Origin of the sequence: Streptomyces sp. NL15-2K (assembly GCF_030551255.1) — a bacterium.
Lineage (GTDB): Bacteria > Actinomycetota > Actinomycetes > Streptomycetales > Streptomycetaceae > Streptomyces.
The window spans coordinates 3,802,139-3,823,502 of record NZ_CP130630.1; the positions used below are offsets into that span (position 1 = coordinate 3,802,139).

At 69.8% G+C, this 21,364-nt stretch carries 17 protein-coding genes; 5 read left to right on the top strand and 12 right to left on the bottom strand.

The features are described from left to right. Positions 1 to 5: 5 nt before the first annotated feature. The 3 genes from Q4V64_RS16745 to Q4V64_RS16755 all read right to left on the bottom strand — a co-directional run bounded on the left by Q4V64_RS16745 (position 6) and on the right by Q4V64_RS16755 (position 3,646). A complete protein-coding gene (locus tag Q4V64_RS16745; RefSeq protein WP_124442323.1) occupies positions 6 to 539 on the bottom strand; it encodes a GNAT family N-acetyltransferase in 534 nt (177 codons plus the stop codon). A gap of 266 nt (positions 540 to 805) precedes the next feature. Next, positions 806 to 1,960, bottom strand: a complete 1,155-nt coding sequence (locus Q4V64_RS16750) for a M20 family metallopeptidase (protein ID WP_124442322.1) — start codon at positions 1,958 to 1,960, stop codon at positions 806 to 808. Between the two features lie 69 nt (positions 1,961 to 2,029). Next, on the bottom strand, positions 2,030 to 3,646 hold the full coding sequence (locus Q4V64_RS16755) for an AbgT family transporter (protein ID WP_253267177.1): 1,617 nt from the start codon (positions 3,644 to 3,646) through the stop codon (positions 2,030 to 2,032). Between the two features lie 124 nt (positions 3,647 to 3,770). Here Q4V64_RS16755 and Q4V64_RS16760 point away from each other — a divergent pair, with 124 nt between their 5' ends. The 5 genes from Q4V64_RS16760 to Q4V64_RS16780 all read left to right on the top strand — a co-directional run bounded on the left by Q4V64_RS16760 (position 3,771) and on the right by Q4V64_RS16780 (position 9,308). Next, on the top strand, positions 3,771 to 4,808 hold the full coding sequence (locus Q4V64_RS16760) for an Lrp/AsnC family transcriptional regulator (protein ID WP_124442320.1): 1,038 nt from the start codon (positions 3,771 to 3,773) through the stop codon (positions 4,806 to 4,808). Further along, complete coding sequence (locus tag Q4V64_RS16765) at positions 4,805 to 6,202, top strand: M20 family metallopeptidase (RefSeq protein ID WP_124442319.1); 1,398 nt, start codon at positions 4,805 to 4,807, stop codon at positions 6,200 to 6,202. Before Q4V64_RS16760 ends, Q4V64_RS16765 begins: the two co-directional genes overlap by 4 nt. Before the next feature lie 176 nt (positions 6,203 to 6,378). Beyond that, positions 6,379 to 6,627 carry a hypothetical protein gene (locus Q4V64_RS16770; RefSeq protein WP_124442318.1) on the top strand — a complete coding sequence of 83 codons (249 nt, stop codon included), beginning with the start codon at positions 6,379 to 6,381 and terminating at the stop codon, positions 6,625 to 6,627. A 48-nt stretch (positions 6,628 to 6,675) separates the two neighbouring features. Further along, a complete protein-coding gene (locus tag Q4V64_RS16775; RefSeq protein ID WP_303710301.1) occupies positions 6,676 to 8,757 on the top strand; it encodes a zinc ribbon domain-containing protein in 2,082 nt (693 codons plus the stop codon). Positions 8,758 to 8,765: 8 nt separating this feature from the next. Next, the gene (locus tag Q4V64_RS16780; RefSeq protein ID WP_253267175.1) at positions 8,766 to 9,308 is read left to right on the top strand and encodes a hypothetical protein; all 543 of its coding nucleotides are present in this window, start codon (positions 8,766 to 8,768) and stop codon (positions 9,306 to 9,308) included. A 298-nt stretch (positions 9,309 to 9,606) separates the two neighbouring features. Here Q4V64_RS16780 and Q4V64_RS16785 read toward each other — a convergent pair whose 3' ends face one another. The 9 genes from Q4V64_RS16785 to ndk form a co-directional block, all read right to left on the bottom strand. Next, positions 9,607 to 10,023, bottom strand: a complete 417-nt coding sequence (locus tag Q4V64_RS16785) for a hypothetical protein (RefSeq protein ID WP_124442350.1) — start codon at positions 10,021 to 10,023, stop codon at positions 9,607 to 9,609. A 469-nt stretch (positions 10,024 to 10,492) separates the two neighbouring features. Then, positions 10,493 to 12,451, bottom strand: coding sequence for a TIGR03960 family B12-binding radical SAM protein (locus tag Q4V64_RS16790; RefSeq protein WP_124442317.1), 1,959 nt, complete (start codon positions 12,449 to 12,451; stop codon positions 10,493 to 10,495). Positions 12,452 to 12,534: 83 nt separating this feature from the next. After that, positions 12,535 to 14,061 (bottom strand): CYTH and CHAD domain-containing protein, encoded by a 1,527-nt coding sequence (locus tag Q4V64_RS16795; RefSeq protein ID WP_124442316.1) that lies wholly within the window; start codon positions 14,059 to 14,061, stop codon positions 12,535 to 12,537. A 107-nt stretch (positions 14,062 to 14,168) separates the two neighbouring features. After that, on the bottom strand, positions 14,169 to 15,368 hold the full coding sequence (gene rodA, locus Q4V64_RS16800; protein ID WP_124442315.1) for a rod shape-determining protein RodA: 1,200 nt from the start codon (positions 15,366 to 15,368) through the stop codon (positions 14,169 to 14,171). Beyond that, positions 15,365 to 17,617 carry a penicillin-binding protein 2 gene (mrdA, locus tag Q4V64_RS16805; RefSeq protein ID WP_124442314.1) on the bottom strand — a complete coding sequence of 751 codons (2,253 nt, stop codon included), beginning with the start codon at positions 17,615 to 17,617 and terminating at the stop codon, positions 15,365 to 15,367. Before mrdA ends, rodA begins: the two co-directional genes overlap by 4 nt. Before the next feature lie 119 nt (positions 17,618 to 17,736). Continuing rightward, the gene (gene mreD / locus Q4V64_RS16810; RefSeq protein ID WP_124442313.1) at positions 17,737 to 18,417 is read right to left on the bottom strand and encodes a rod shape-determining protein MreD; all 681 of its coding nucleotides are present in this window, start codon (positions 18,415 to 18,417) and stop codon (positions 17,737 to 17,739) included. Between the two features lie 12 nt (positions 18,418 to 18,429). After that, entirely contained in the window at positions 18,430 to 19,383 is a 954-nt protein-coding gene (gene mreC, locus Q4V64_RS16815) for a rod shape-determining protein MreC (protein ID WP_124442312.1), read from the bottom strand. A gap of 156 nt (positions 19,384 to 19,539) precedes the next feature. Beyond that, positions 19,540 to 20,559, bottom strand: a complete 1,020-nt coding sequence (locus tag Q4V64_RS16820; protein ID WP_004931372.1) for a rod shape-determining protein — start codon at positions 20,557 to 20,559, stop codon at positions 19,540 to 19,542. A gap of 331 nt (positions 20,560 to 20,890) precedes the next feature. Then, positions 20,891 to 21,304 carry a nucleoside-diphosphate kinase gene (gene ndk / locus Q4V64_RS16825; RefSeq protein WP_124442311.1) on the bottom strand — a complete coding sequence of 138 codons (414 nt, stop codon included), beginning with the start codon at positions 21,302 to 21,304 and terminating at the stop codon, positions 20,891 to 20,893. Positions 21,305 to 21,364 lie beyond the last annotated feature (60 nt).

The following is a 21,364-nucleotide window of genomic DNA, read 5'->3' on the forward strand; positions in this document are numbered from 1 at the left end:
ACGCCTCAGCCGCCCGTCCGGATCCAGTACCTCAACTTCTCGCCCCGCTCGTCCTCGAATTCTCCCCCGCCGGCCTCGATCACCTTGCGGGAGGCGGTGTTGGTGGTGTCACAGGTGACGAGCACCCGCTCCAGCCCCAGCGCCCGCGCGTGGGGCAGCACCTCCCGCAGCATCGCGGTCGCGTGCCCGCGCCGACGCGCGGTCGGCCGTACGCCGTACCCGATGTGACCGCCGTAGTCGCGCAGCTGGTCCGTCAACCGGTGCCGGATCTGGATACGCCCGAGATACGTGTCCCCGTCCACGTACCAGTACCAGGTGCCGGGCACGAACCCCGCGGGTCGCCGCCCCTCCTCCAGCTCTTCCTCCCTTACGGCGGCCACGTACCGCGCGAATCCCTCCGGCGTGTCCCAGTCGTCGCCGTACACCCGCAGCTCCCGCTCGAGGGTGCCGCCGAAGTACTCCCCTGCGGCGACCTCCTCTCGTACGGCGTCCAGGAAGGAGGTCCGGAACCGGGCATCCGGTGCGACGAGTCGAGGCATGCTCCAGTTTCCCGTGCCGCGCGAGGCCGGGGCCACGGGTTTTCCCAGGTGTATTGACCCGCGGTGTTGTCCTGGTCGGTGTTGTGCCAGTCGGTGTTGTCCTAGTGCCGCGGCAGGCAACGTTTGCCCGTCAAGGAGCGGCGTCCGGTGCGTGCTCTCGGCGTGCCGGGCGCAGGCCCTCGTACTGGATGTACTTGGGTCTGTGCCCGGTGCGGCGAGAGTGCGTGCCGGGCGTCGCGACGGGGCAAACGTTGCCTGCCGCGGCACTAGGTGGCGCATGCCGTCAGCAGCCCCGCGATCAGCGCCGTACGCGAAGGCACATGGTCGAGGAGCACGTGCTCGTGCCGGGCATGCGCCCCGTCCCCCACCCCGCCCAGGCCGTCGAGGACGGGCCGGCCGAGGGCGGCGACGAAGTTGCCGTCGCTCGCTCCGCCGACGGCGGTCTCCCGGGCCGTGAAGCCGAGGTCGGCGGCGATCGACTGCGCCTGTTTGAACAGGAGCCCGGAGCCGGGGTTGGGCACCATCGGGGGGCGGGCCCAGCCTCCGGTGACCGTCGCCGTCACCCGGGGGTCGGAGGGCCGCAGTGCGGCGAGGGCGGTGTCGATGCGGGCCGTCTCGGCGGGCACGGCGATCCGTACGTCGATGCCGCAACGGGCCTGTCCGGCCACGACGTTGCGTCCCGTACCGCCGCTGATCACTCCGACGTTGACCGTGGTGCCCAGCTCCGGCGACCTCAACTCGACGATCTGGGTGACGAGTTCGGCGAGGGCGTGCACGGCGCTCGCGCCCCGCTCCGGTTCGAGACCGGCATGCGCCTCCACCCCGTCCACCGTCAGCTCGAAGATGCCGCCACCCTTGCGGGACGTCTTCAGCGCCCCCTCGGGCCCGGCCGCCGCCTCGCACACCAGCGTGGCCGCCGCGTCCTCGCTCAGCCGCTCGACGTGCGCCTGGGACACCGGGCTGCCGATCTCCTCGTCGCCGTTGAGGAACAGCCGTACCGCGGGGCGCGGCAGATCGAGCTCGCGCAGCAGGCGCAGCGCCCACACGGCCTGCATCAGGCCGCACTTCATGTCGAACACGCCCGGCCCGCTCGCCCGGCCGTCCTCGGCGACGTGGAACGGCCACTGCGCGAGGGTGCCGGCCGGCCACACCGTGTCGTAGTGGCACAGCACCAGCACGGTCGCGGGCGAGGTGCCCCGGTACAGCAGTTCCAGCATGTCGCCGTGCGGGCCGCCGTCGTGGCGGCGCGCCTCGTCGGGCGGGCCGAGCCGTTCGTATGCCCGGGCTTCGACGGCCGCGAGACCGGCGTTCAGCAACTCCTTGTCGTCGCTGGGCGTTTCGTGTTCGACCAGCATCCGCAGGTCGTCGGTCATCTCGGGCAGGGCGGTGCGGGCCAGGGACGCGATGCGGTGCAGTGACACGGGCAGTTCTCCTCCTACGTACATACGTACGTCGTCGTCGGCGGCGGGGGGGCGGGGGCGGGGCGGGGGTCAGCGGACGGGCACCCCTGGCCCGAGCGGGATACCCAACGCCCACCAGGCATAGAAGAGCACCGTCCAGGTCACCAGCATGGCCAGGCAGAGCGGCAGGGTCAGGGACAGCAGCGTGCCGATGCCGGCCGAACGGCGGTCGCGCTGGATGACGCCCAGGGTCATGACGAAGTAGGCGCTCATCGGGGTCGCCGCGTTGGTGCACGAGTCGGCGATCCGGTAGACCGCCTGCGTCACCTCCGGTGAGATGTCGAGGAGCATGAACATCGGCACGAACACCGGCCCGACCAGGGCCCATTGGGCGGAGCCGCTGGTGACCAGCAGGTTGATCACCGTGCACACGGCCAGGACGCCGAGGAAGGCCACCGGCCCGGTGATGCCGGCCGACTCGAGCAGATCGGCGCCCCGGATCGCCATGACCTCGCCGACGCCGGTCCACTTGAAGTACGCCAGGAACTGCGAGATGGCGAAGAACAGCACCAGGATCGGCGCCATCTCGCGCAGCCCCTTCGCCATGTGGTCGGGGATGTCCCGGGCGGTGCGCACGGTGCCGACGACCCGCCCGTACACGGCGCCGACGATGAGAAACGCCACCGCCAGGACTACGGCGATACCGGTGAGCACTGGCGACTGCACGATGCTGCCGCCCTCACCCCGCAGCGGCGACCCTGAGGGGATCATCACCGCCACGATCAGCGCGGCGTAGACGAGGAGCGCGAGGCCCGCGCGGCGCAGCCCGCGCCGCTCCTCGTCGCGCAAGGTCAGCTGGTCGACGGTCTCCCCGTCCTCCGGGGAATCGTCCTCCGGGGTCCCGTCTTCCGGGGTCCCGTCCTCCGTGGTCTCGTCCTCCTCCGGCATCGCCGCCACCCGCCGGGCGATGACCTTCTCGGTGACGACGGTGACGACGGCGGCCAGGACCACCGAGGATCCGATGGAGAAGAAGTAGTTGGACAGCGGGGTGACCACGTAGCCCGGGTCGATGGTCTGGGCGGCGGCGGTGGTGAGCCCGGAGAGCACCGCGTCCGTCGGGGTGACCAGGGGGCTCGCGTCGTACCCGGCGGACACCGACACGAACGCCACCACCGCGCCCAGCATGGGGCTGCGCCCCACCGCCTTGAACGCCATCGCGCCGAGCGGGACCAGCACCACGTACGCGGCGTCGGAGGCGACGTGCGCGACCATCGCGCTGAACGCCAGCGTGAACGTCAGCCACTTCGCCGGAACGCGCGCGACGGCGGCACGCAGCATCGCCGGCAGCAGACCGGACCGGTCGGCGACGGACACGCCCAGCATGACGACGAGGATCGTGCCGAGCGGCGGGAACGTGGCGTAGTTGGTGACCGCGTCGTCGATCATCATCCGCAGCCCCTCGCCGGAGACGAGGCTGTGGACGGTCACGGTCTTGTCGGTGGCCGGGTTCAGCGCGGAGGCCCCGGCGGCGGACAGCGCCCAGCTGGCGAGGGCGAGGACGACGCTGAGCACGCCGAACAGCCAGAAGGGGTGGGGCAGTTTGTTGCCCATGCGCTCGATGCGCACGAGCACGGCGAGCAGTCCGGTGAGCGGCTTCGAGGACGGATCCGAGGACGGTTTCGGGGAGCGGGGAGTAGTGGCGGTCACCTCCCCATTGACGACCAACGTGACGGCATCATGCAAGTAAAAAGCTGATGTCGCTTGTATCGTTCGCGTGAATCTGCTGATTGACGGATTCATTCGATGAAATGTCTATGGGTGGATGGACGAGATGGACGACACGAAGGCACTGGACGACGACGAACTCGACCTCGTCGCCGCGCTCCAGCACGCCCCGCGGGCACCGTTGAGCCTGCTGGCGGAGGTGCTGGGCGTCTCGGCGAGCACCGCGGGACGCCGGCTGGCCCGGCTGGAGTCCGACCGGCTGCTGCGGGTGATCGGCCAGCTCGACTGGTCGGTGTCCGGCGAGGGCCACCCCTGGCACGTCTGGGTGACCGCGGAACCCGGCCGGGCCACGGAGGTGGCCCGACGCCTCGCCGACCTGCCCGAGACCAGCCACGTCGCCGTCACCGCGGGACAGGCGGACGTCTACTGCTCGGTCCAGCCGTCCCGCCGCGACCACACCACCGAACTGCTGGCCCGCACCATCCCCGCCACCCCCGGCGTACGCTCCGCCCGCTCCGAACTGGTCCTCTCAGCCACCACCAAGTCCGACTCCTGGCGTCTGCCTCGCCTGGACGCGGACCAGGTAGCACGGCTCACCCGCCACGCGGCCCAGGACGAGGCCGTGAAAGAGCCGCCGCCCCGTCACGCCGCACTCACCGACGACGAAGAGCGCGCCCTGCGCCTGCTCGCCGCCGACGGCCGAATGACCGCCGCCCAGATCGCCAGGGAACTCGGCATCGCCCAGTCCACCGCCTACCGCACCACCCAGTCACTCCTCCAACGCGGCCTGGTCCGGCCCCGGGTGGAGATCGAGCCCGGCCTGCTCGGCTACGCCCTGGAGGTCGCGATCACCCTCACCGTCTCCCCGAGCGCGATGGCCGAGGTGGCCCGCTCCCTCGCCCGCCACCCCTCCGCGCGCTACGTGACGACAACCGCCGGCACGTCCTGCGTCGTCCACCACGGCGTCTTCCGCGACGAGGACGGCCTCGCCGAGTTCCTCACCCGGGACCTGGCCGAGCTGCCCGGGGTGACGTCCTTCGACGTCCTGGTCGTACTGGACGCACTACGACGGCACTGGCTGGACCGCGAGGACGGCCGCCTGGCCACGCCCGCCGAGACCGACACCGCGAACGGAGACGCATGACGACACGGGACACAGCCATCGCCCGGGCGACCGCCTACTACGACTCCGGAGCCTTCCTGACCGACCTGCGCCGCCGGGTCGCCTACCCGACGGTGAGCCAACCGCCCACCGACACGGCGGCACTGCGCACGTACCTGGTGGACGAACTCGCCCCGGCCGTGACCCGCCTGGGAGCAACCGCCCGCATCATCGACAACCCCACCCCCGAGGCGGGCCCCCTCCTCCTCGCCCACCGCCACGAGGCCGACCACCTCCCCACCGTCCTCGTCTACGGCCACGCGGACGTCGTCCCCGGCCAGGACGACCGCTGGCGCACGGGCCTCTCCCCCTGGCACCTGGTCGTCGAGGACGACCGCCTCTACGGCCGCGGCACGGCGGACAACAAGGGCCAGCACACGGTCAACATCGCCGCCCTGGAACAGGTCCTGACCACCCGAGGCAGCACCCTCGGCTTCAACCTCAAGTTCCTCATGGAGACCGGCGAGGAGTCGGGCTCTCCCGGCCTGCACGAGTTCTGCCGCCGCTTCAAGGACGACCTCACCGCCGACCTCCTCATCGCCTCCGACGGCCCCCGCCTCGCGGCAGACCGCCCGACCCTGTTCCTCGGCTCACGCGGCGCCGCCAACCTCCGCCTCCGCGTCCCCCTGCGCGACGGCGCCCACCACTCGGGCAACTGGGGCGGCGCACTGCGCAACCCGGCGACCGTACTGGCGGCCGCCCTGGCCACCATGGTCGACGCCAGGGGCCGCATCCTGGTGGAGGGCCTACGGCCGCCGGCGATCCCGGAACCGGTCAGGGCGGCCCTGGCAGATCTCACCGTCGGCGGCGGCGAGGCCGACCCCACGGTCGACACGGACTGGGGCGAACCGCACCTCACCCCCGCCGAACGGGTCTTCGCCTGGAACACCCTGGAGATCCTCACCCTCTCCGCAGGAGACCCGGCCAAACCGGTCGGCGCGATACCGGGCACGGCCCACGCCGACATCCAGCTCCGCTTCGTAGTCGGCACGGACTGGCAGCGCCTGGAACAGACAATCCGAGCCCACCTCGACGCCCACGCCCTCCCCATGGTCGAGGTCGACCTCCTCCAGGCCGTCCCCGCGACCCGCCTCGACCCCGACTCCCCCTGGGTCCACTGGGCCACGACCTCCCTGCACCGCACCACCGGCAAACCCCCGGCCATCCTCCCCAACCTCGGCGGCACCCTCCCCAACGACGCCTTCGCCGACATCCTCGCCCTCCCCACGATCTGGATCCCCCACTCCCACCCGTCCTGCCGCCAACACGCCCCCGACGAGCACCTGTTGGGCTCGGTGGCCCGAGAGGGGCTGGGCATCATGGCGGGGCTGTTCTGGGACCTGGGCGAGCCACTCCCCGAGGCCTGCCGGACCTGAAGTCGGTCGTGACTGCCTGACGGCGTGACGGCGTGACGGCGTGACGGCGTGACTGTCGCTAGGACCACCCCCTCATCCGGTGTCCAGGCCCAGCGACGAGAAGCGCCGAGAACGGCAGCATTCACGTCATCGGGAACACACCGACAAGGCCCACCACACGGACCCGGGGGACACCCATGAACGAGACCATCGCCAGGCGCCTGACCGGCCTCGCCGGCATCGCAGCCGCGGTCGCCCTCATCGTCGAAGTACCCCTGTACTTCATCTACTCCGGCCCGCCGCCGGACGCCAACGTCCTGAGCAGGGTCACTAACAGCGGACCGATTGGCTTGGGTTTCCTTGGTGTTGCTGTGATTCTTCCGGTCTCTTCGGGGCTCTTGCGGTTGCTGCGTGACCTTTCCGGGCGGGGTGCGTTGTGTAAGTGAGTTCGATGATCGGACAGCAGTTCTGGTGGCCGGGCGGGGGGTGTAGGGGTGCGGCGGAAGGTCCGGCTGGGTGAGGGGGAGACGGAGCGGGTGGCGTGCGCGTCGGCGTCCGCGTTCCGCGGCCTGGATGCCGTCACCGGTGAGGTCCTGGGCGCCGATGCGCTGGCCGGGAGGGTGGGCTGGCTGACGGCCCTGGTCGAGAGCATGTGTGCCGAAGTGACCGGCGCCCGCTGGAACCGCCCGGATCTGGCCCAACTCGCCTCCGGCAAAGACCGGTCGGGGGTGCGGTTGCCGTCGAACGCGTGGATGGCGTTGCGCATGCTGGGCTGGGCGGCGACTGCCCCGGAGGGGGTGTACGTTCCTGACCGGGTGCGGCGGGTCGCCGAGGAGCAGGCCGGGCGGGCGCTGCGTTCGGCCTGGTGGCGTACTCAGATCACCGATGCGGTACTGGCGACCTGGCCCACCGGCCCCGACGCTGATCCGATGCGGCGTACCGGGGCCGAGTGGGAGGCGCTGCGGGCGGCCTGCCCGGACGGGCAGGGTGTGGCGGCCTCGATCCTGCGCACCCGCACCCGGCAGATCGCTGCTTTCCTCACCGCCCATGGCCGTCTGCCCGCCGGTCTGTGCGAGCTGGAGGCGGCGCCGGGCGGCGGCCGTCAGGTGGTGCTCGCCGCCGCCGACAAGCAACTGGCCACGCTGGCCCGCTGCGAGGACGACCCGGCCCGCTACGCGGTCCTGACCGTGCGCCTGCCGGTGCGGCCCGACCCCCGCACCCGCGCCGACTGGCACCCCGTGGTGATCCGGTTCCGCCTTCCGCCCACCATCCCCGTCACGGCCGCCCTGCACGCCCCGACCCTGCGCCTGCGCGGCGGACGCCTGCGCCTGGACCTCGCCCACACCACCGCCGTGCCCACGACCCGGCGGGACGGGCATGCGCGGGCGGTGGCCTTCGACTACGGGCTGAACACCCTGCTCACCGGCGGGACACTGACCCTGACCGGCGGCACCCAGCCGGCCGTGCACACCGACGCCCGCCCCGTCTTCTTCCGTGCGGACGGGGTACTGGCCAAGGCCGACCGGCTGCGCATCCAGGCCGAACAGCTGGGGGCCAAGGCCGCCCACCTGCAGTCCCTGACCGACGGTCACACCGCATCCGGGCTGCGCCCCGATCCGCTCACGGCGGGGAAACTGGCGGTGCTGCGCACCGAGCACACCCGGGTGAGCAAGCGTCGTACGCGGCTGAACGAGCAGCTCGCCAAGGCCGCCGCCCACTTCATGGTCGGCCACGCCCGCGCCGCAAGAGCGTCGGTGATCTACCTGGAGGACCTGCGGGACATGGAGGCCCGGGGCAAGGGCCGCACCCTCAACACCCGCCTCTCCAGCAGTGTGCGCGGACAGATCGTCGCCCACACCCGCCACCAGGCCGCCCGCTACGGGATCGCGGTGGTCATCGTCCCCGCCCGCGGCACCTCCAGGTACTGCCCCACCTGCCTGACCGTCTTCCGGCACCGCGCCGCCCCCGACCGCACCACACCGGGCTGGAAATGGGCGAGCTGCCCCAACACCGCCTGCGGCTACAGCACCGACCGGGACGTCGCCGCCTGGCAGCGGATCGGCGCCCGCGGCCTGCAACACCAGCACACAACCGTCCTGGACCGCGCGAGTGGCACCTACGTGATCCGCCGCACGGCCCCGGAGCTGGACCAACCGGTCCGGCACACCCCCCACCCCAGGCCCACCACCGAGTCCGGTCCGCAGCACACTGCCGCTGACCGGACGAAGGCGGGACCGACGAGAAACCGCCCTGTGCCCAGGCAGCGACGCAGGGCCCCCGCCCCACCCACAACACCCGCAGCGCGGACCGCTGTTGCGGGCCCGGGTGGAAAGCGTCCGGCGGGGCGGACGCCCCAGTCACCCACCCGCCGCACCCAGCGGCGGCGCAGGCGGCAGGCACCGCACACGATGAGCACCCCCACCCGGCACCAGCCGTACGGGGCCAGACTCGGCGCAGGCTTCCACCTGCACACCCACGCCACCCCCGTCACACGACGGATACAGCCAGGGGCACAGCCGAGATCACTTTTCCACCGGAGCCGGGCCGACAACCCAGCCCCACACAGGAAAACCTAAGCTCATCCGTGACGCTGCTGATCGCCATCTTCGCGCTGGCGTTCCTGGTCGTGTTCGTGACGGCCTTCCGCGAACTGGTCAAGCGGGTGAACCCCGCCTACGAATGGCTCGGCACGATGGCCTTCGCCACCGGGCTGGTCTACGCGACGATCACCCTGGTCTCCAGCGGCCTGGAAGCCGGCGCGGTCATCGCCGCCGACCACCCGATCGACCCGACCATCACGGTCAGCGGCACCTACATCCTCTACGGGTCGATCAGCCGCCTCATGCTCGCGTTCTTCCTGACCACGGTGGGCTACGGCATCTCCCGTACGAACCTGCTCCCGCGCTGGACCGGCCGCTCCGCCTACGTCCTGGCAGGGATCAACCTGGCCTTCGTCCCGTCCCTGTTCTTCGGCAACGACCCCGCACACTTCTACGCGGCCAACGGCTGGGGCACGACCGCCCTGATGGGCGCGATCCTCAGCTACTGGATGCTCGCCCTGGGCGTCACCACGTACCGCAGCGCCACACGCCGCACGCCCGTCGGCTCACCGGCCCTGCGACACTGACGCCGCACCTGTACAGAAGATGGCCGCTGCCACGGTCCTCCGGCGGGACGGGCGGTAACCGTGGCGGCCCAGTATTCGTCGCAGGTCACCCAACAACCAGGCACCACCTACCGTCTCGCTGCCTATGGTGACCTGGCGAAGACCACGATTGTCCGGTGACTCGACAATGACCCAGGGGCGGATGCTCATGGGACCAGGCTCAAACCTGAGCCGAATCTGTGCACCCGGAGCTACACCGTTTGGCATCCCACTGGTGTCCATCTGCGGGGGAATGACCAATAAGAACTGCCGCAAGCTGTCAGTAGCTGGCGGTGCGATTGAAGCTGGTGATGTTGAGTTTGACGCCCTTCGCGCTCTTGAGCGTCGTGGGGTACTCGCCTCGGGCGGTCTGGCCAGGCTGCAGGTCGGTCTCCAGTTGAGTTCCGTTCTCCAAGCGGGTGCCGTTGGTGTCGACCGCCTCCCAGTCCCATGAGTAGTCGGACTTCTCGCTGCTGCTGTTCTTGATCGTCCAAGCGACCCAGATGTTGGTGAGATCAGCCTCTGAACGGTCGTCCAGTCGGAAGCTGACAAGGTCCGCTCGTTCGCTGTTGCCCTGGGGTTCCTGCTCCGTCTCCTGCGTCGTGTTGCCAGCGGTGGTCTTGCTGGGCGCAGGTGTGGTGCTCTCATCGCCGTCCCCGAACGCGATCACCAGCACGACCACAACGATGACGACCACCGCGGCCAAGGCGCCGACGCATCCCCAGAGACAGCCACGCCCCCGCCGCTGCTTCTGCGGCGGCCCAGGAGGAGATGCCCACTGCCCAGGAGGGGGAGCACCTCCCCGGCTCCCCCACTGCGGACCATTCGCCGGATATCCCCCCGCTGGCGGCTCACTCACTGGCATGTCCACCTCCTCCGTAGCGAATATCGCCACGCTAGGAAGCAGGGAGACCTACCGCGAGCTGAGAGCGCCACTCAGGCGACAGCCGCCGTACGGCCCTCTCGCCCTGGGCGACCAACGCCTTGGATCCGCTCCACTTTGGAGTGAACGACCGCCGAGCCCCCAGGCGGCGGCAAGGGCGTCCTCGACGTCTCCCGAACGATCACTGTCGCCCGCGCTGGGTACCGAGCGTGATGAGGACGGCAGCTCTTCCTCGCCGCCGTCCCCCAAGGACTCCACGATGCGCCGCAACGCCTCACTCACGTCAGTGAGCGTGTCCGCTGGTCTCAGGCTTCTTGACCGTAAGAGGCAGCAGCTTCTTCCCCGTAGGCCCGGCCTGAATGGTGGTGTCCATGGCAGGACAAACCCCACAATCAAAGCAAGGCGTCCACCGGCAGTCCTCGACCTCCGTCTCGTCGAGGGAGTCCTGCCAGTCCTCCCACAGCCAGTCCTTGTCCAACCCCGAGTCCAGGTGGTCCCACGGCAGGACCTCCTCGTACGTGCGCTCGCGCGTCGTGTACCAGTCGATGTCCACACCGAAAGCGGCCAGCGCCTTGTCCGCGCAGCTCATCCACCGGTCGTACGAGAAGTGCTCGCGCCAGCCGTCGAAGCGGCCGCCGTCCTCGTAGACCGCGCGGATCACCGATCCGATGCGGCGGTCGCCGCGGGACAGCAGGCCCTCCACGATGCCCGGCTTGCCGTCGTGGTAGCGGAAGCCGATCGAGCGGCCGTACTTCTTGTCGCCGCGGATCTTGTCGCGGAGCTTTTCGAGGCGGGCGTCCGTCTCCTCCGCCGACAGCTGCGGGGCCCACTGGAAGGGGGTGTGGGGCTTCGGCACGAAGCCGCCGATCGAGACCGTGCAGCGGATGTCGTTCGAGCCGGAGACCTCGCGGCCCTTCTGGATGACGTTCATCGCCATGTCGGCGATCTGGAGGACGTCCTCGTCCGTCTCCGTCGGCAGGCCGCACATGAAGTACAGCTTCACCTGGCGCCAGCCGTTGCCGTAGGCGGTGGCCACCGTGCGGATCAGGTCCTCTTCCGAGACCATCTTGTTGATGACCTTGCGCATGCGCTCCGAGCCGCCCTCGGGGGCGAAGGTCAGGCCGGAGCGGCGGCCGTTGCGCGTCAGCTCGTTCGCCAGGTCGACGTTGAAGGCGTCCACGCGGGTCGAGGGGAGCGAGAGGCCGATCTTGTCTTCCTCGTACCTGTCCGCCAGGCCCTTCGCGATGTCGCCGATCTCCGAGTGGTCCGCGGAGGACAGGGACAGCAGGCCGACTTCCTCGAAGCCCGTCGCCTTCAGCCCCTTCTCCACCATGTCGCCGATGCCCGTGATCGAGCGCTCGCGCACCGGGCGCGTGATCATGCCCGCCTGGCAGAAGCGGCAGCCACGCGTGCAGCCGCGGAAGATCTCCACGGACATGCGCTCGTGGACGGTCTCGGCCAGGGGGACCAGGGGCTGCTTCGGGTACGGCCACTCGTCCAGGTCCATCACCGTGTGCTTGGACACGCGCCACGGGACACCCGACTTGTTGGGGACCACGCGGGCGATGCGGCCGTCGGGCAGGTACTCGACGTCGTAGAACGCCGGGATGTACACCCCGCCCGTCTTCGCCAGGCGGAAGAGGGCCTCCTCACGGCCGCCCGGGCAGCCCTCGGCCTTCCACTCGCGGATGATCCGCGTCATGTCGAGCACGGCCTGCTCGCCGTCGCCGATGATCGCCGCGTCGATGAAGTCGGCGATCGGCTCGGGGTTGAAGGCGGCGTGGCCGCCGGCCAGGACGATCGGGTCGTCCAGGCCACGGTCCTTCGACTCCAGCGGGATGCCCGCCAGGTCGAGCGCCGTGAGCATGTTCGTGTAGCCGAGCTCCGTCGAGAACGACAGGCCCAGCACGTCGAAGGCCTTCACCGGCCGGTGGCTGTCCACCGTGAACTGCGGGACGCCGTGCTCCCGCATCAGCGCCTCCAGGTCCGGCCACACACTGTAGGTGCGCTCGGCGAGGACGCCCTCCTGCTCGTTCAGGACCTCGTAGAGAATCGTGACGCCCTGGTTGGGCAGCCCGACCTCGTAGGCGTCCGGGTACATGAGCGCCCAGCGGACGTCGCACGACTCCCACGGTTTGACCGTGGAGTTGAGCTCTCCGCCGACGTACTGGATCGGCTTCTGCACGTGCGGGAGCAGAGCTTCGAGCTGCGGGAACACCGACGCAGCGACTTCGGCAGGCATCTCGCGAACCTTCGTGAGCTGGACTGAACGGACAGGGGTGACCATCTAGCGTAACGCGGCCGCGGACCTCCCCCGACCTCCGCTCAGACCTCCATCCCGCCCTTGATCGACCGCCACGCCTCCGGCAGCGCCGCCTCGACCAGCTCGGCCCGCCGTTCCTCGTGCCCGTACAGCACCCCGTACGTGAACGCGCTCTCCCCGGCCGCATGCGCCTGACCTGCCAGGTCGCGCAGGGCCTCGCGGGTCATCACGCTGTCCTGGTGGTCGCCGAGCAGGCCTTGGAGGGATTTCATCGACCTCAGCAGATCGATGGCGTGCTCCCCGAGGGCCCGGGTGGCCGCCTCCGCCGCGTACCGCGTCCGCTTGGCCTTCTTGCGTGCCTCGTGCAGCGCGAGGTCGCGGTCCTGGCTGGGCGGCAGGACCACCGCCCGTTCGACGAGGACGGCCAGGGCCGCGAAGTCGTCCCGTACGGCCTTGCCGATCACCTTCGCCGGCTTTCCCGCGGCCGCCTTCAGCAGCGGCGGTTCGTCGACCAGCCCGTCCAAGGCCGTCAGCAGCTCCAGATACCTCTTTCCGTCCAGTACGGCGATCAGGCGCCGGCGCGATCCCCCGCGCCGGGCATGCGACCAGGTGCGCAGCCGGGTGCGGACCGGGCCGGACAGGAGGGTGCGGGGCAGTTCGTCGAGGGCGGCGGTCAGGCGGTCGGTGAGCACCTCCTGGTCGCGGTCCACGCCCAGCTCGGCCGCGAGCCACTTCAGCTCCTCGCCGATCGGGTCGGTGACGGTCCGGTCGAGGACCTTCCGGTACGAGCGGAAGGCGCTGCGCATCCGGCGGGTGGCGACGCGCATGCGGTGCACGGAGTCGTACACGTCACGCCGTACGGCGGGGTCGAGCTCGACGATGGCGTCGCGCTGGGCGCGGATGTACGCGAGGACGTGGTCGCCGGCGGTCACGGGAGCCTGCGCGACCGGCGCCTGCCCAACCTGCGCCTTCTTCTTCCGCGGCTTCTTCTTCGGGGCCGTCTCCGCCAGTGCCCGCGCGAGCTTCGACGCCGATGCGGACGGCCGTACACCCGCTTTACGGAACCGTTTCTCCACCTTGTCGAGGAAGGCCGGGTCGCCGCCGTCGGCGAGTTCCACCTCGATCTCGGTCCACTGGACCGAGCCGCCCTCCCCGGTCAGCCGCTCCGCCTGTACGGCGTCCACGCTGACCTCGGCGAGCAGCCGGCCCTCCGCGTCCACCAGGTCGCGCACATCGCGGTCGGAGCGGAGCCGGACCACGGGCGCCAGTTCGGCCTCCCGGACGCGGGAGCGGATCAGGCCGGCCAGGGTGCGCGGCAGGGTGTCGGAGAGGGGCGCCTGGATCTCGTCCCGCACGCCCGGGGCCACGGGGAACTTCAGATGCCAGCCGGCGTCCGATCCGCCGGTGCGGCGGCGCAGCGTGACCGAGGACGCGGCAAGGCGTTCGTCCGCGGTGTCGTAGTAGGTGGCGTCCAGATGAGCGACACCCTTGTCGACCACGGTCGCGACCCCGGCGACGCCGGTCAGGTCGGGCAGCCCGCTCTCGTCGGACTCGTACTTCCGCTCGATCTCACGCTTCGTGTCCGCCATGAGGTGAATCTAGTGGGAGTCGCGGCGAGATGGCAGGGGCAACTGTGCGTGAATCCCAGGGGAACCCAAGGAAACGCAGGGAAAACAGGAGATAACCGGAAGTACCGCTACGCCGACATCGGCCGTTGCACCCGGATCGACTGCAACAACCCCACGGCCACCCACACCGCGAACATCGAGGACCCGCCGTACGACACGAACGGCAGCGGAAGGCCCGTGACCGGCATGATGCCGAGCGTCATGCCGATGTTCTCGAAGGACTGGAAGGCGAACCACGCCACGATCCCGGCGGCGACGATCGTGCCGTACAGCTCGGTCGTCTCGCGGGCGATGCGGCAGGCGCGCCACAGCACCACGCCCAGGAGAAGGATGATCAGGCCAGCTCCGACGAAGCCCAGTTCCTCTCCCGCGACCGTGAACACGAAGTCCGTCTGCTGTTCCGGCACGAACTGGCCGGTCGTCTGCGAGCCCTGGAACAGCCCGGAGCCCGTCAGCCCGCCCGAGCCGATCGCGATGCGCGCCTGGTTGGTGTTGTAGCCGACGCCGGCGGGGTCGAGGCTGGGGTTGGCGAAGGCCGCGAAGCGGGCGATCTGGTAGTCGTCGAGGATGTGCAGCTGCCAGCCGGCGATCGCGCCGATCGCGCCGGCGCCCAGCAGGCCGAACACCCAGCGGTTGGTGGCGCCGGAGGCGAGCAGCACGCCCAGCACGATGATGACCATCACCATGACCGACCCGAGGTCGGGCATGAGCATCACGATCAGCATCGGGACGGCGGCAAGTCCCAGCGCCTGCAGCACCGTTCGGTGGTCCGGGTACGGCTTGTCGCCCGCGTCCACTCGCGCGGCGAGCAGCATCGCCATGCCCAGGATGATCGTGATCTTCACGAACTCCGAGGGCTGGAGGGAGAATCCGCCCCCGATCTGGATCCACGAGTGGGCGCCGTTGACGGTGGACCCGAGCGGGGTCAGCACCAGCAGGATCAGGAAGACCGAGATGCCGTACAGGATCGGCACAGCCGTGCGCAGGGTGCGGTGGCCGAGCCAGACCGTGCCCACCATCAGGGCGAACCCGATGCCGGTGTTCAGGATGTGCCGGACCAGGAAGTAGTACGGATCGCCCTGGTTGATCTCGGTGCGGTTGCGGGTCGCGGAGAAGACGAGCAGCGAGCCGAGCCCGGAGAGCGCCAGCGCGGCCAGCAGTATCGGCCAGTCCAGCCGGCGGGCGACCGAGTCGCGGGCGAACAGGCGGGTCCAGCCCGCGGGCCGGGGTCCGTATCCGGGTACCTGGAAGCTGTTGACGCCGGTCATGTGAGCATCCTCCGGCTCCCCCTCTTGCGCGGCCGTCGCCGTGTGTTCCGGTTCCCCGTCGGGGGCGTCGTCACGGTCGCCGCCTGTTGCTGTCCGTCCTGCTCGGCCGTGCCCTTCTGGGTGGCCCGCTGGTCCTTCGCCGGGTCCTTGGGCACCTTGGGGGCCTTGATCGTCCCGTCCGTCTGGACCTTCGGCAGTGCCGCCTCGGGCCTCGGCAGCAGCGCGTTCTTCGGGTTGATCGCGCCGTCGTCGGACACGCCGTACAGCGCGTCGTAGATGTTGCGGACCGCGGGACCCGACGCACCGGAGCCCGTACCACCCTGCGAGATCGTCATCACGACCGTGTAGTCCTTGGTGTACGTGGCGAACCACGACGTCGTCTGCTTGCCGTAGACCTCCGCGGTACCGGTCTTGGCGTGCATCGGGATCTTGTCCTGCGGCCAGCCGACCTGCGCGAACCGCCAGGCGGCGGTACCGCGGGTGGCAACGCCGGCGAGGGCGTCGTCCATCTCGGCCAGCGTCTGCCTGCTTATGGGCAGCTTGCCGTGCGCCTTGGGCTTGATCTCGGTGACGTTCTTGCCGTCGTTGCTGATGACCGCCTTGCCGACGGAGGGGTCGTAGAGGGTGCCGCCGTTGGCGATGGCGCCGTAGATGGTGGCCATCTGGATGGGGGTGACGAGGGTGTCGCCCTGTCCGATGGAGTAGTTGACGGAGTCACCGGCGCGCAGCCGGTTGCCTTCGAGGCAGTTCTCGTAGGCGATGCGCTCGGCGTAGCCGCCGTCCTTCTTGCCGGTCTTGCACCAGGCGTCCTTGTTGGCCTTCCAGTAGTTCTGCTTCCACTGGCGGTCGGGGATGCGGCCGGTGACCTCGTTGGGCAGGTCGATGCCGGTCTCGGCGCCGAGGCCGAACTGGTGGGCGGTCTTGTAGAACCAGTCGTTGGGGTGCTTCTTCGGCTTGGAGCCGCCGTCCCGCTTCCACTCCTCGTGGGAGAGCCGGTAGAAGACGGTGTCGCAGGAGACCTCCAGGGCGCGGCCGAGGCTGATCGGGCCGTACCCCTTGGACTCGAAGTTCTTGAAGACCTGGCCGCCGAGGGAGTACGAGCTGGAGCATTCGTAGGGGCCGTCGAAGGAGTAGCCCGCGTTGATGGCGGCGGCCGTCGGGACCACCTTGAAGATGGAGCCGGGCGCCGACTGGCCCTGGATCGCGCGGTTCAGCAGCGGGTAGTTGGAGTCCTTGCCGGTGAGCTTGGCGTAGTCCTTGGCGGAGATGCCGCCGACCCAGGCGTTCGGGTCGTACGCAGGGTTGGACGCCATGGCGACGACGCGGCCGGTCTTGGCCTCCATCACCACGACCGCGCCGGAGTCGGCCTTGTAGTTGGTGCCGGTGTTCCGGTCCATCTGCTTGCGCGCCTCCTTCATCGCCTCGTTCAGCTCGTACTCGGCGACGCGCTGCACGCGTGCGTCGATGCTGGTGACGAGAGTGGAGCCGGGCTGGGCGGGGTCGGGCTTGGCCTGGCCGATGACGCGGCCGAGGTTGTCGACCTCGTAGCGGGTGACGCCGGCCTTGCCGCGCAGCTCCTTGTCGTACTGGCGTTCAAGGCCGGAGCGGCCGACCTGGTCGGAGCGCAGGTAGGGCGAGTCGGTGTGCTGCGCCTTGGTGATCTCCTCGTCGGTGACCGGCGAGAGGTAGCCGAGGACCTGGGCGGTGTTGGCCTCGCCGGGGCTCGGGTAGCGGCGCACGGCCTGCGGCTCGGCGGTGATGCCGGGGAAGTCCTCGGCCCGCTCGCGGATCTGCAGGGCCTGCTTGGGGGTGGCCTCGTCGGTGATGGGGATGGGCTGGTACGGCGAGCCGTTCCAGCAGGGCTGCGGCGTCTTGGCGTCGCACAGCCGGACCTTCTCCTGGACCTCCTTGGGCGTCATGCCCAGCACGCCGGCCAGCTTGGCGAGGACGGCCTCGCCGTCGTCCTTCATCTTCAGCAGGTCGGTGCGGGAGGCGGAGACGACGAGGCGGGTCTCGTTGTCGGCGAGGGGCACTCCGCGCGCGTCCAGGATCGAGCCGCGTACCGCGGGATCCACGACCTGCTGGACGTGGTTGCCGGACGCCTCCTTGGCGTACGCGTCGCCCTCGCGGATCTGGAGGTACCACAGGCGCCCGAAGAGGGTACCGAGCAGGGAGAGGACGAGGATCTGGATGACGATGAGCCGGATCTGGACCCGTGGGGTCCGGCCGGTCTCGGGGATGTTGGTCACTGCTGCTGCCTCCCCCTCTCAGTGTGTGTATGTGTCGCTTGTATGCGTCATATGTGCATGTGTCATATACGACGAACCTGTGAGGCCTTGAGGCCGTACGGCGGCCGACTCCCCCGCTCTCACAGCCGCTTGACCCCCTTGATGCGGCCGGCGCGGGCCGTGCGGGCCCGGGCGGCCTTCACCTTCAGCCCACCGAGGCCGCCGCGCTGGCCGCCGATCCGCAGACCCGTGCCGCCGGAGAGCCAGCCCGAGGAGATGTCGGGTTTCTTCGCGGAGGAGGTGGTGTCGGCGAGCGGATCGTTCTCCGCGCGCCGGGCCAGCGCCATGATCCCGGGGACGACGAACGGGGCGAGCAGCAGGTCGTACAGCGCGGCCGTGAACAGCAGGCTGCCGAGGCCGACATGGCGGGCGGCGGTGTCGCCGACGAGGGCGCCGACACCGGCGTACAGCAGGGTGGAGCCGATGGCGGCGGCGACCACGACGAGCATGGGGCCGGTGGCGGACTTCAGGCGCCCGTTCTCCGGTTTGATCAGCCCGGCGGCATAGCCGATGACGCTGAGCACGAGGGCGTAGCGGCCGGCGGCGTGGTCGGCGGGCGGGGCGAGGTCGGCGAGCAGACCGGCGCCGAAGCCGACGAGGGCGCCGCCCACATGGCCGTAGACCATGGCGAGGCCGAGGACGGTGAGCAGCAGCAGGTCGGGGACGGCGCCGGGGAGGTGCAGGCGGGCGAGGACGCTCACCTGGAGGACCAGGGCGACGACGATCAGGGACGTGGACAGCAGGATCCGGTTGACGCGCATGGGCTACAGCTCCTACTGCTCTTGCTCTGGCGGGATCTGGCCGTCGACCGGCGCCTCGGCGGACGGGGTCGCGGTCACCGTCACGGTCGGGGTGGGGGTCGGCCTGGGCTTGTCGGGCAGCACCGTGTCGCGCGGGTCCTGCTTCGGGGCCTCGACGACGACACCGACGATGTCGAGCTTGGTGAAGCTGACGTACGGCGTGACGTAGAGGGTGCGGGTGAGGTCGCCGCCGGAGGGGTCGACGCGGGAGACCACGCCGACGGGCACGCCGGGTACGAAGGGCTTGTCGGCCTGCGAGCCGAAGGTGACGAGGCGGTCGCCCTTCTTGATCTCGGCCTTGCCGTTGAGGAGTTCGACGCGCAGTGGGCGGTCGCCCTGTCCGGAGGCGAAGCCGAGTTCGTCGCTGGCCTCCATCCGGGTGCCGACGGTGAAGTCGGGGTCGCTGGCGAGCAGGACGGTCGCGGTGTTGGGGCCGACGGTGGTCACGCGCCCGACGAGCCCGTCGCCGTTGAGGACGGTCATGTCGCGCTTGATGCCGTCGTTCGCCCCGATGTCGATGGTGACGGTCCAGGAGAAGCCCTGGGCCGCTCCTATCGCGATGACCTCGGCGCCCTTGATGCCGTACTGGCCTCTGCCCGCGATCTTCAGCATCTTGTCGAGCTGGGCGAGGCGGGAGCGGTTGCGGTCGTCGCTGCCGAGTTTCGCCTCGAGGGCCGCGTTCTCCTTCTCCAGCTCCGCGAGCCGGTCGTGGCGTTCGCCGGAGTCACGGATGGCGGATACGGCGTTGCCGACCGGGTCGACCGCGGCCGACATCCCGTCCTCGATCGGGCCGAAGACGGTGGCCGCGCCCTGGCGGGCACCGTCGACCGGTGAGTCCTCCCCGCCGCGGATGTCCACCGTGATCAGCGCGAACGCGACGGCGACCAGCAGCACCAGGAGCAGCCGGCTCTCTCGTGTGTCCCTCACGTGCGGCGGCCGTGCCCTTTCCTCGTAGGAGCTTCTTTTGTAGGAGCTTGTTCTGCCGGTTTTGCAGGAGCTCCTTTTGCCGGAGTTTATGACTCCATATCAACGATCCGCCGTACGAGAGGGGATCATCTCGTACGGCGGAATCGAAGAGTTACGTCATCTGCGCGGCTGGGCGTCCAGCACCTGCTGGAGCGCCTCGAACTCCTCGACGCACTTTCCGGAGCCGAGCGCCACGCTGTCCAGCGGGTCCTCGGCGATGTGGATCGGCATGCCGGTCTCGCGGCGCAGCCGCTCGTCGAGGCCGCGCAGCAGCGCTCCGCCGCCGGTCAGAACGATTCCTCGGTCCATGATGTCGCCGGACAGCTCCGGCGGGCACTTGTCGAGGGTGGTCTTGACGGCGTCGACGATGGCGTTGACGGGCTCCTCGATCGCCTTGCGGACTTCGGCGGCCGAGATCACGACGGTCTTGGGCAGCCCGGAGACGAGATCCCGGCCGCGGATTTCGGTGTGTTCGTCAGCGTCGAGGTCGTACGCCGAACCGATCGTGATCTTGATCTGTTCGGCCGTCCGCTCACCCAGCAGGAGGGAGTACTCCTTCTTGATGTGCTGGATGATCGCGTTGTCCAGTTCGTCGCCCGCGACACGGATGGACTGGGCGGTGACGATGCCGCCGAGGGAGATGACCGCGACCTCCGTGGTGCCGCCGCCGATGTCCACCACCATGTTGCCCGTGGCCTCGTGGACCGGCAGGCCGGAGCCGATGGCCGCGGCCATGGGCTCCTCGATGATGTGCACCTGACGGGCGCCGGCCTGGGACGACGCCTCGATGACGGCGCGGCGCTCGACGCCCGTGATGCCGGAGGGCACACAGACGACGACCCGCGGACGAGCCAGATACCGCCGCTTGTGGATCTTCAGGATGAAGTAGCGGAGCATCCGCTCGGTGATCTCGAAGTCGGCGATCACGCCGTCCTTCAGCGGACGTACGGCAACGATGTTGCCGGGCGTGCGCCCGATCATCTTCTTGGCTTCGGCGCCGACCGCGAGGATGCCACCGGTGTTGGTGTTGATCGCGACGACGGACGGCTCGTTGAGTACGATCCCGCGACCCCTGACGTACACCAGCGTGTTGGCGGTCCCGAGGTCGACAGCCATGTCACGGCCGATGAACGACATTGAGTTCCCCATCAGGATTCGTCTGGCCTTCCTGGGAGCTTTTGAGGGCATTTCAGGTCGGCGAAGTGGGTGCGGTGACGTGAAGGCTTCCATCGTAGACGCGCCTGCACGAACACTGCGCGAGGGTCTTCGCCATTGTCAGCATGTGATGTACCGCCTCGCTTGTGGAGACGTGCCATCGGGGGCACTCGTTCCCCCGATCGGCACGCATATGCCGAGGGACGGCCGACAACGTTCGGCCGTCCCTGGTCAGACGGGGGAGCGGTTTGACATCACGTCAGGAAAATTCCCGAGAAACGCCCGGGCGGGTCAGCGCCCTGCCCGACAGGACCTAGGCCCGGCCGGGGAAGAAGATCTTCACCTCGCGCTCGGCGGACTCCTCGGAGTCGGAGGCGTGGATGAGGTTCTCGCGGACGATCACGCCGTAGTCGCCGCGGATGGAGCCGGGCGCGGCGGCGATCGGGTCGGTCGGGCCGGCGAGCACGCGCAGCCCCTCGATGACCCGCTCCCCCTCGACGATCATCGCCACGACCGGACCGGAGGCCATGAACTCCACCAGCGGCTCGTAGAAGGGCTTGCCCTTGTGCTCGCCGTAGTGCTGCTCCAGGGTGTCCTGGTCCAGGGTGCGCAGCTCCAGCGCGGTGATCTGCCAGCCGGCCTTGCGCTCGATACGGCTGATGATCTCGCCGGTCAGGCCACGACGAACGGCGTCGGGCTTGAGGAGGACGAGGGTGCGCTGGCTCACGACGAGCTCCTTCTGATCAAGGATGGTGCGGGATGCCCTGAGATTACAGGGCGTGTCCGG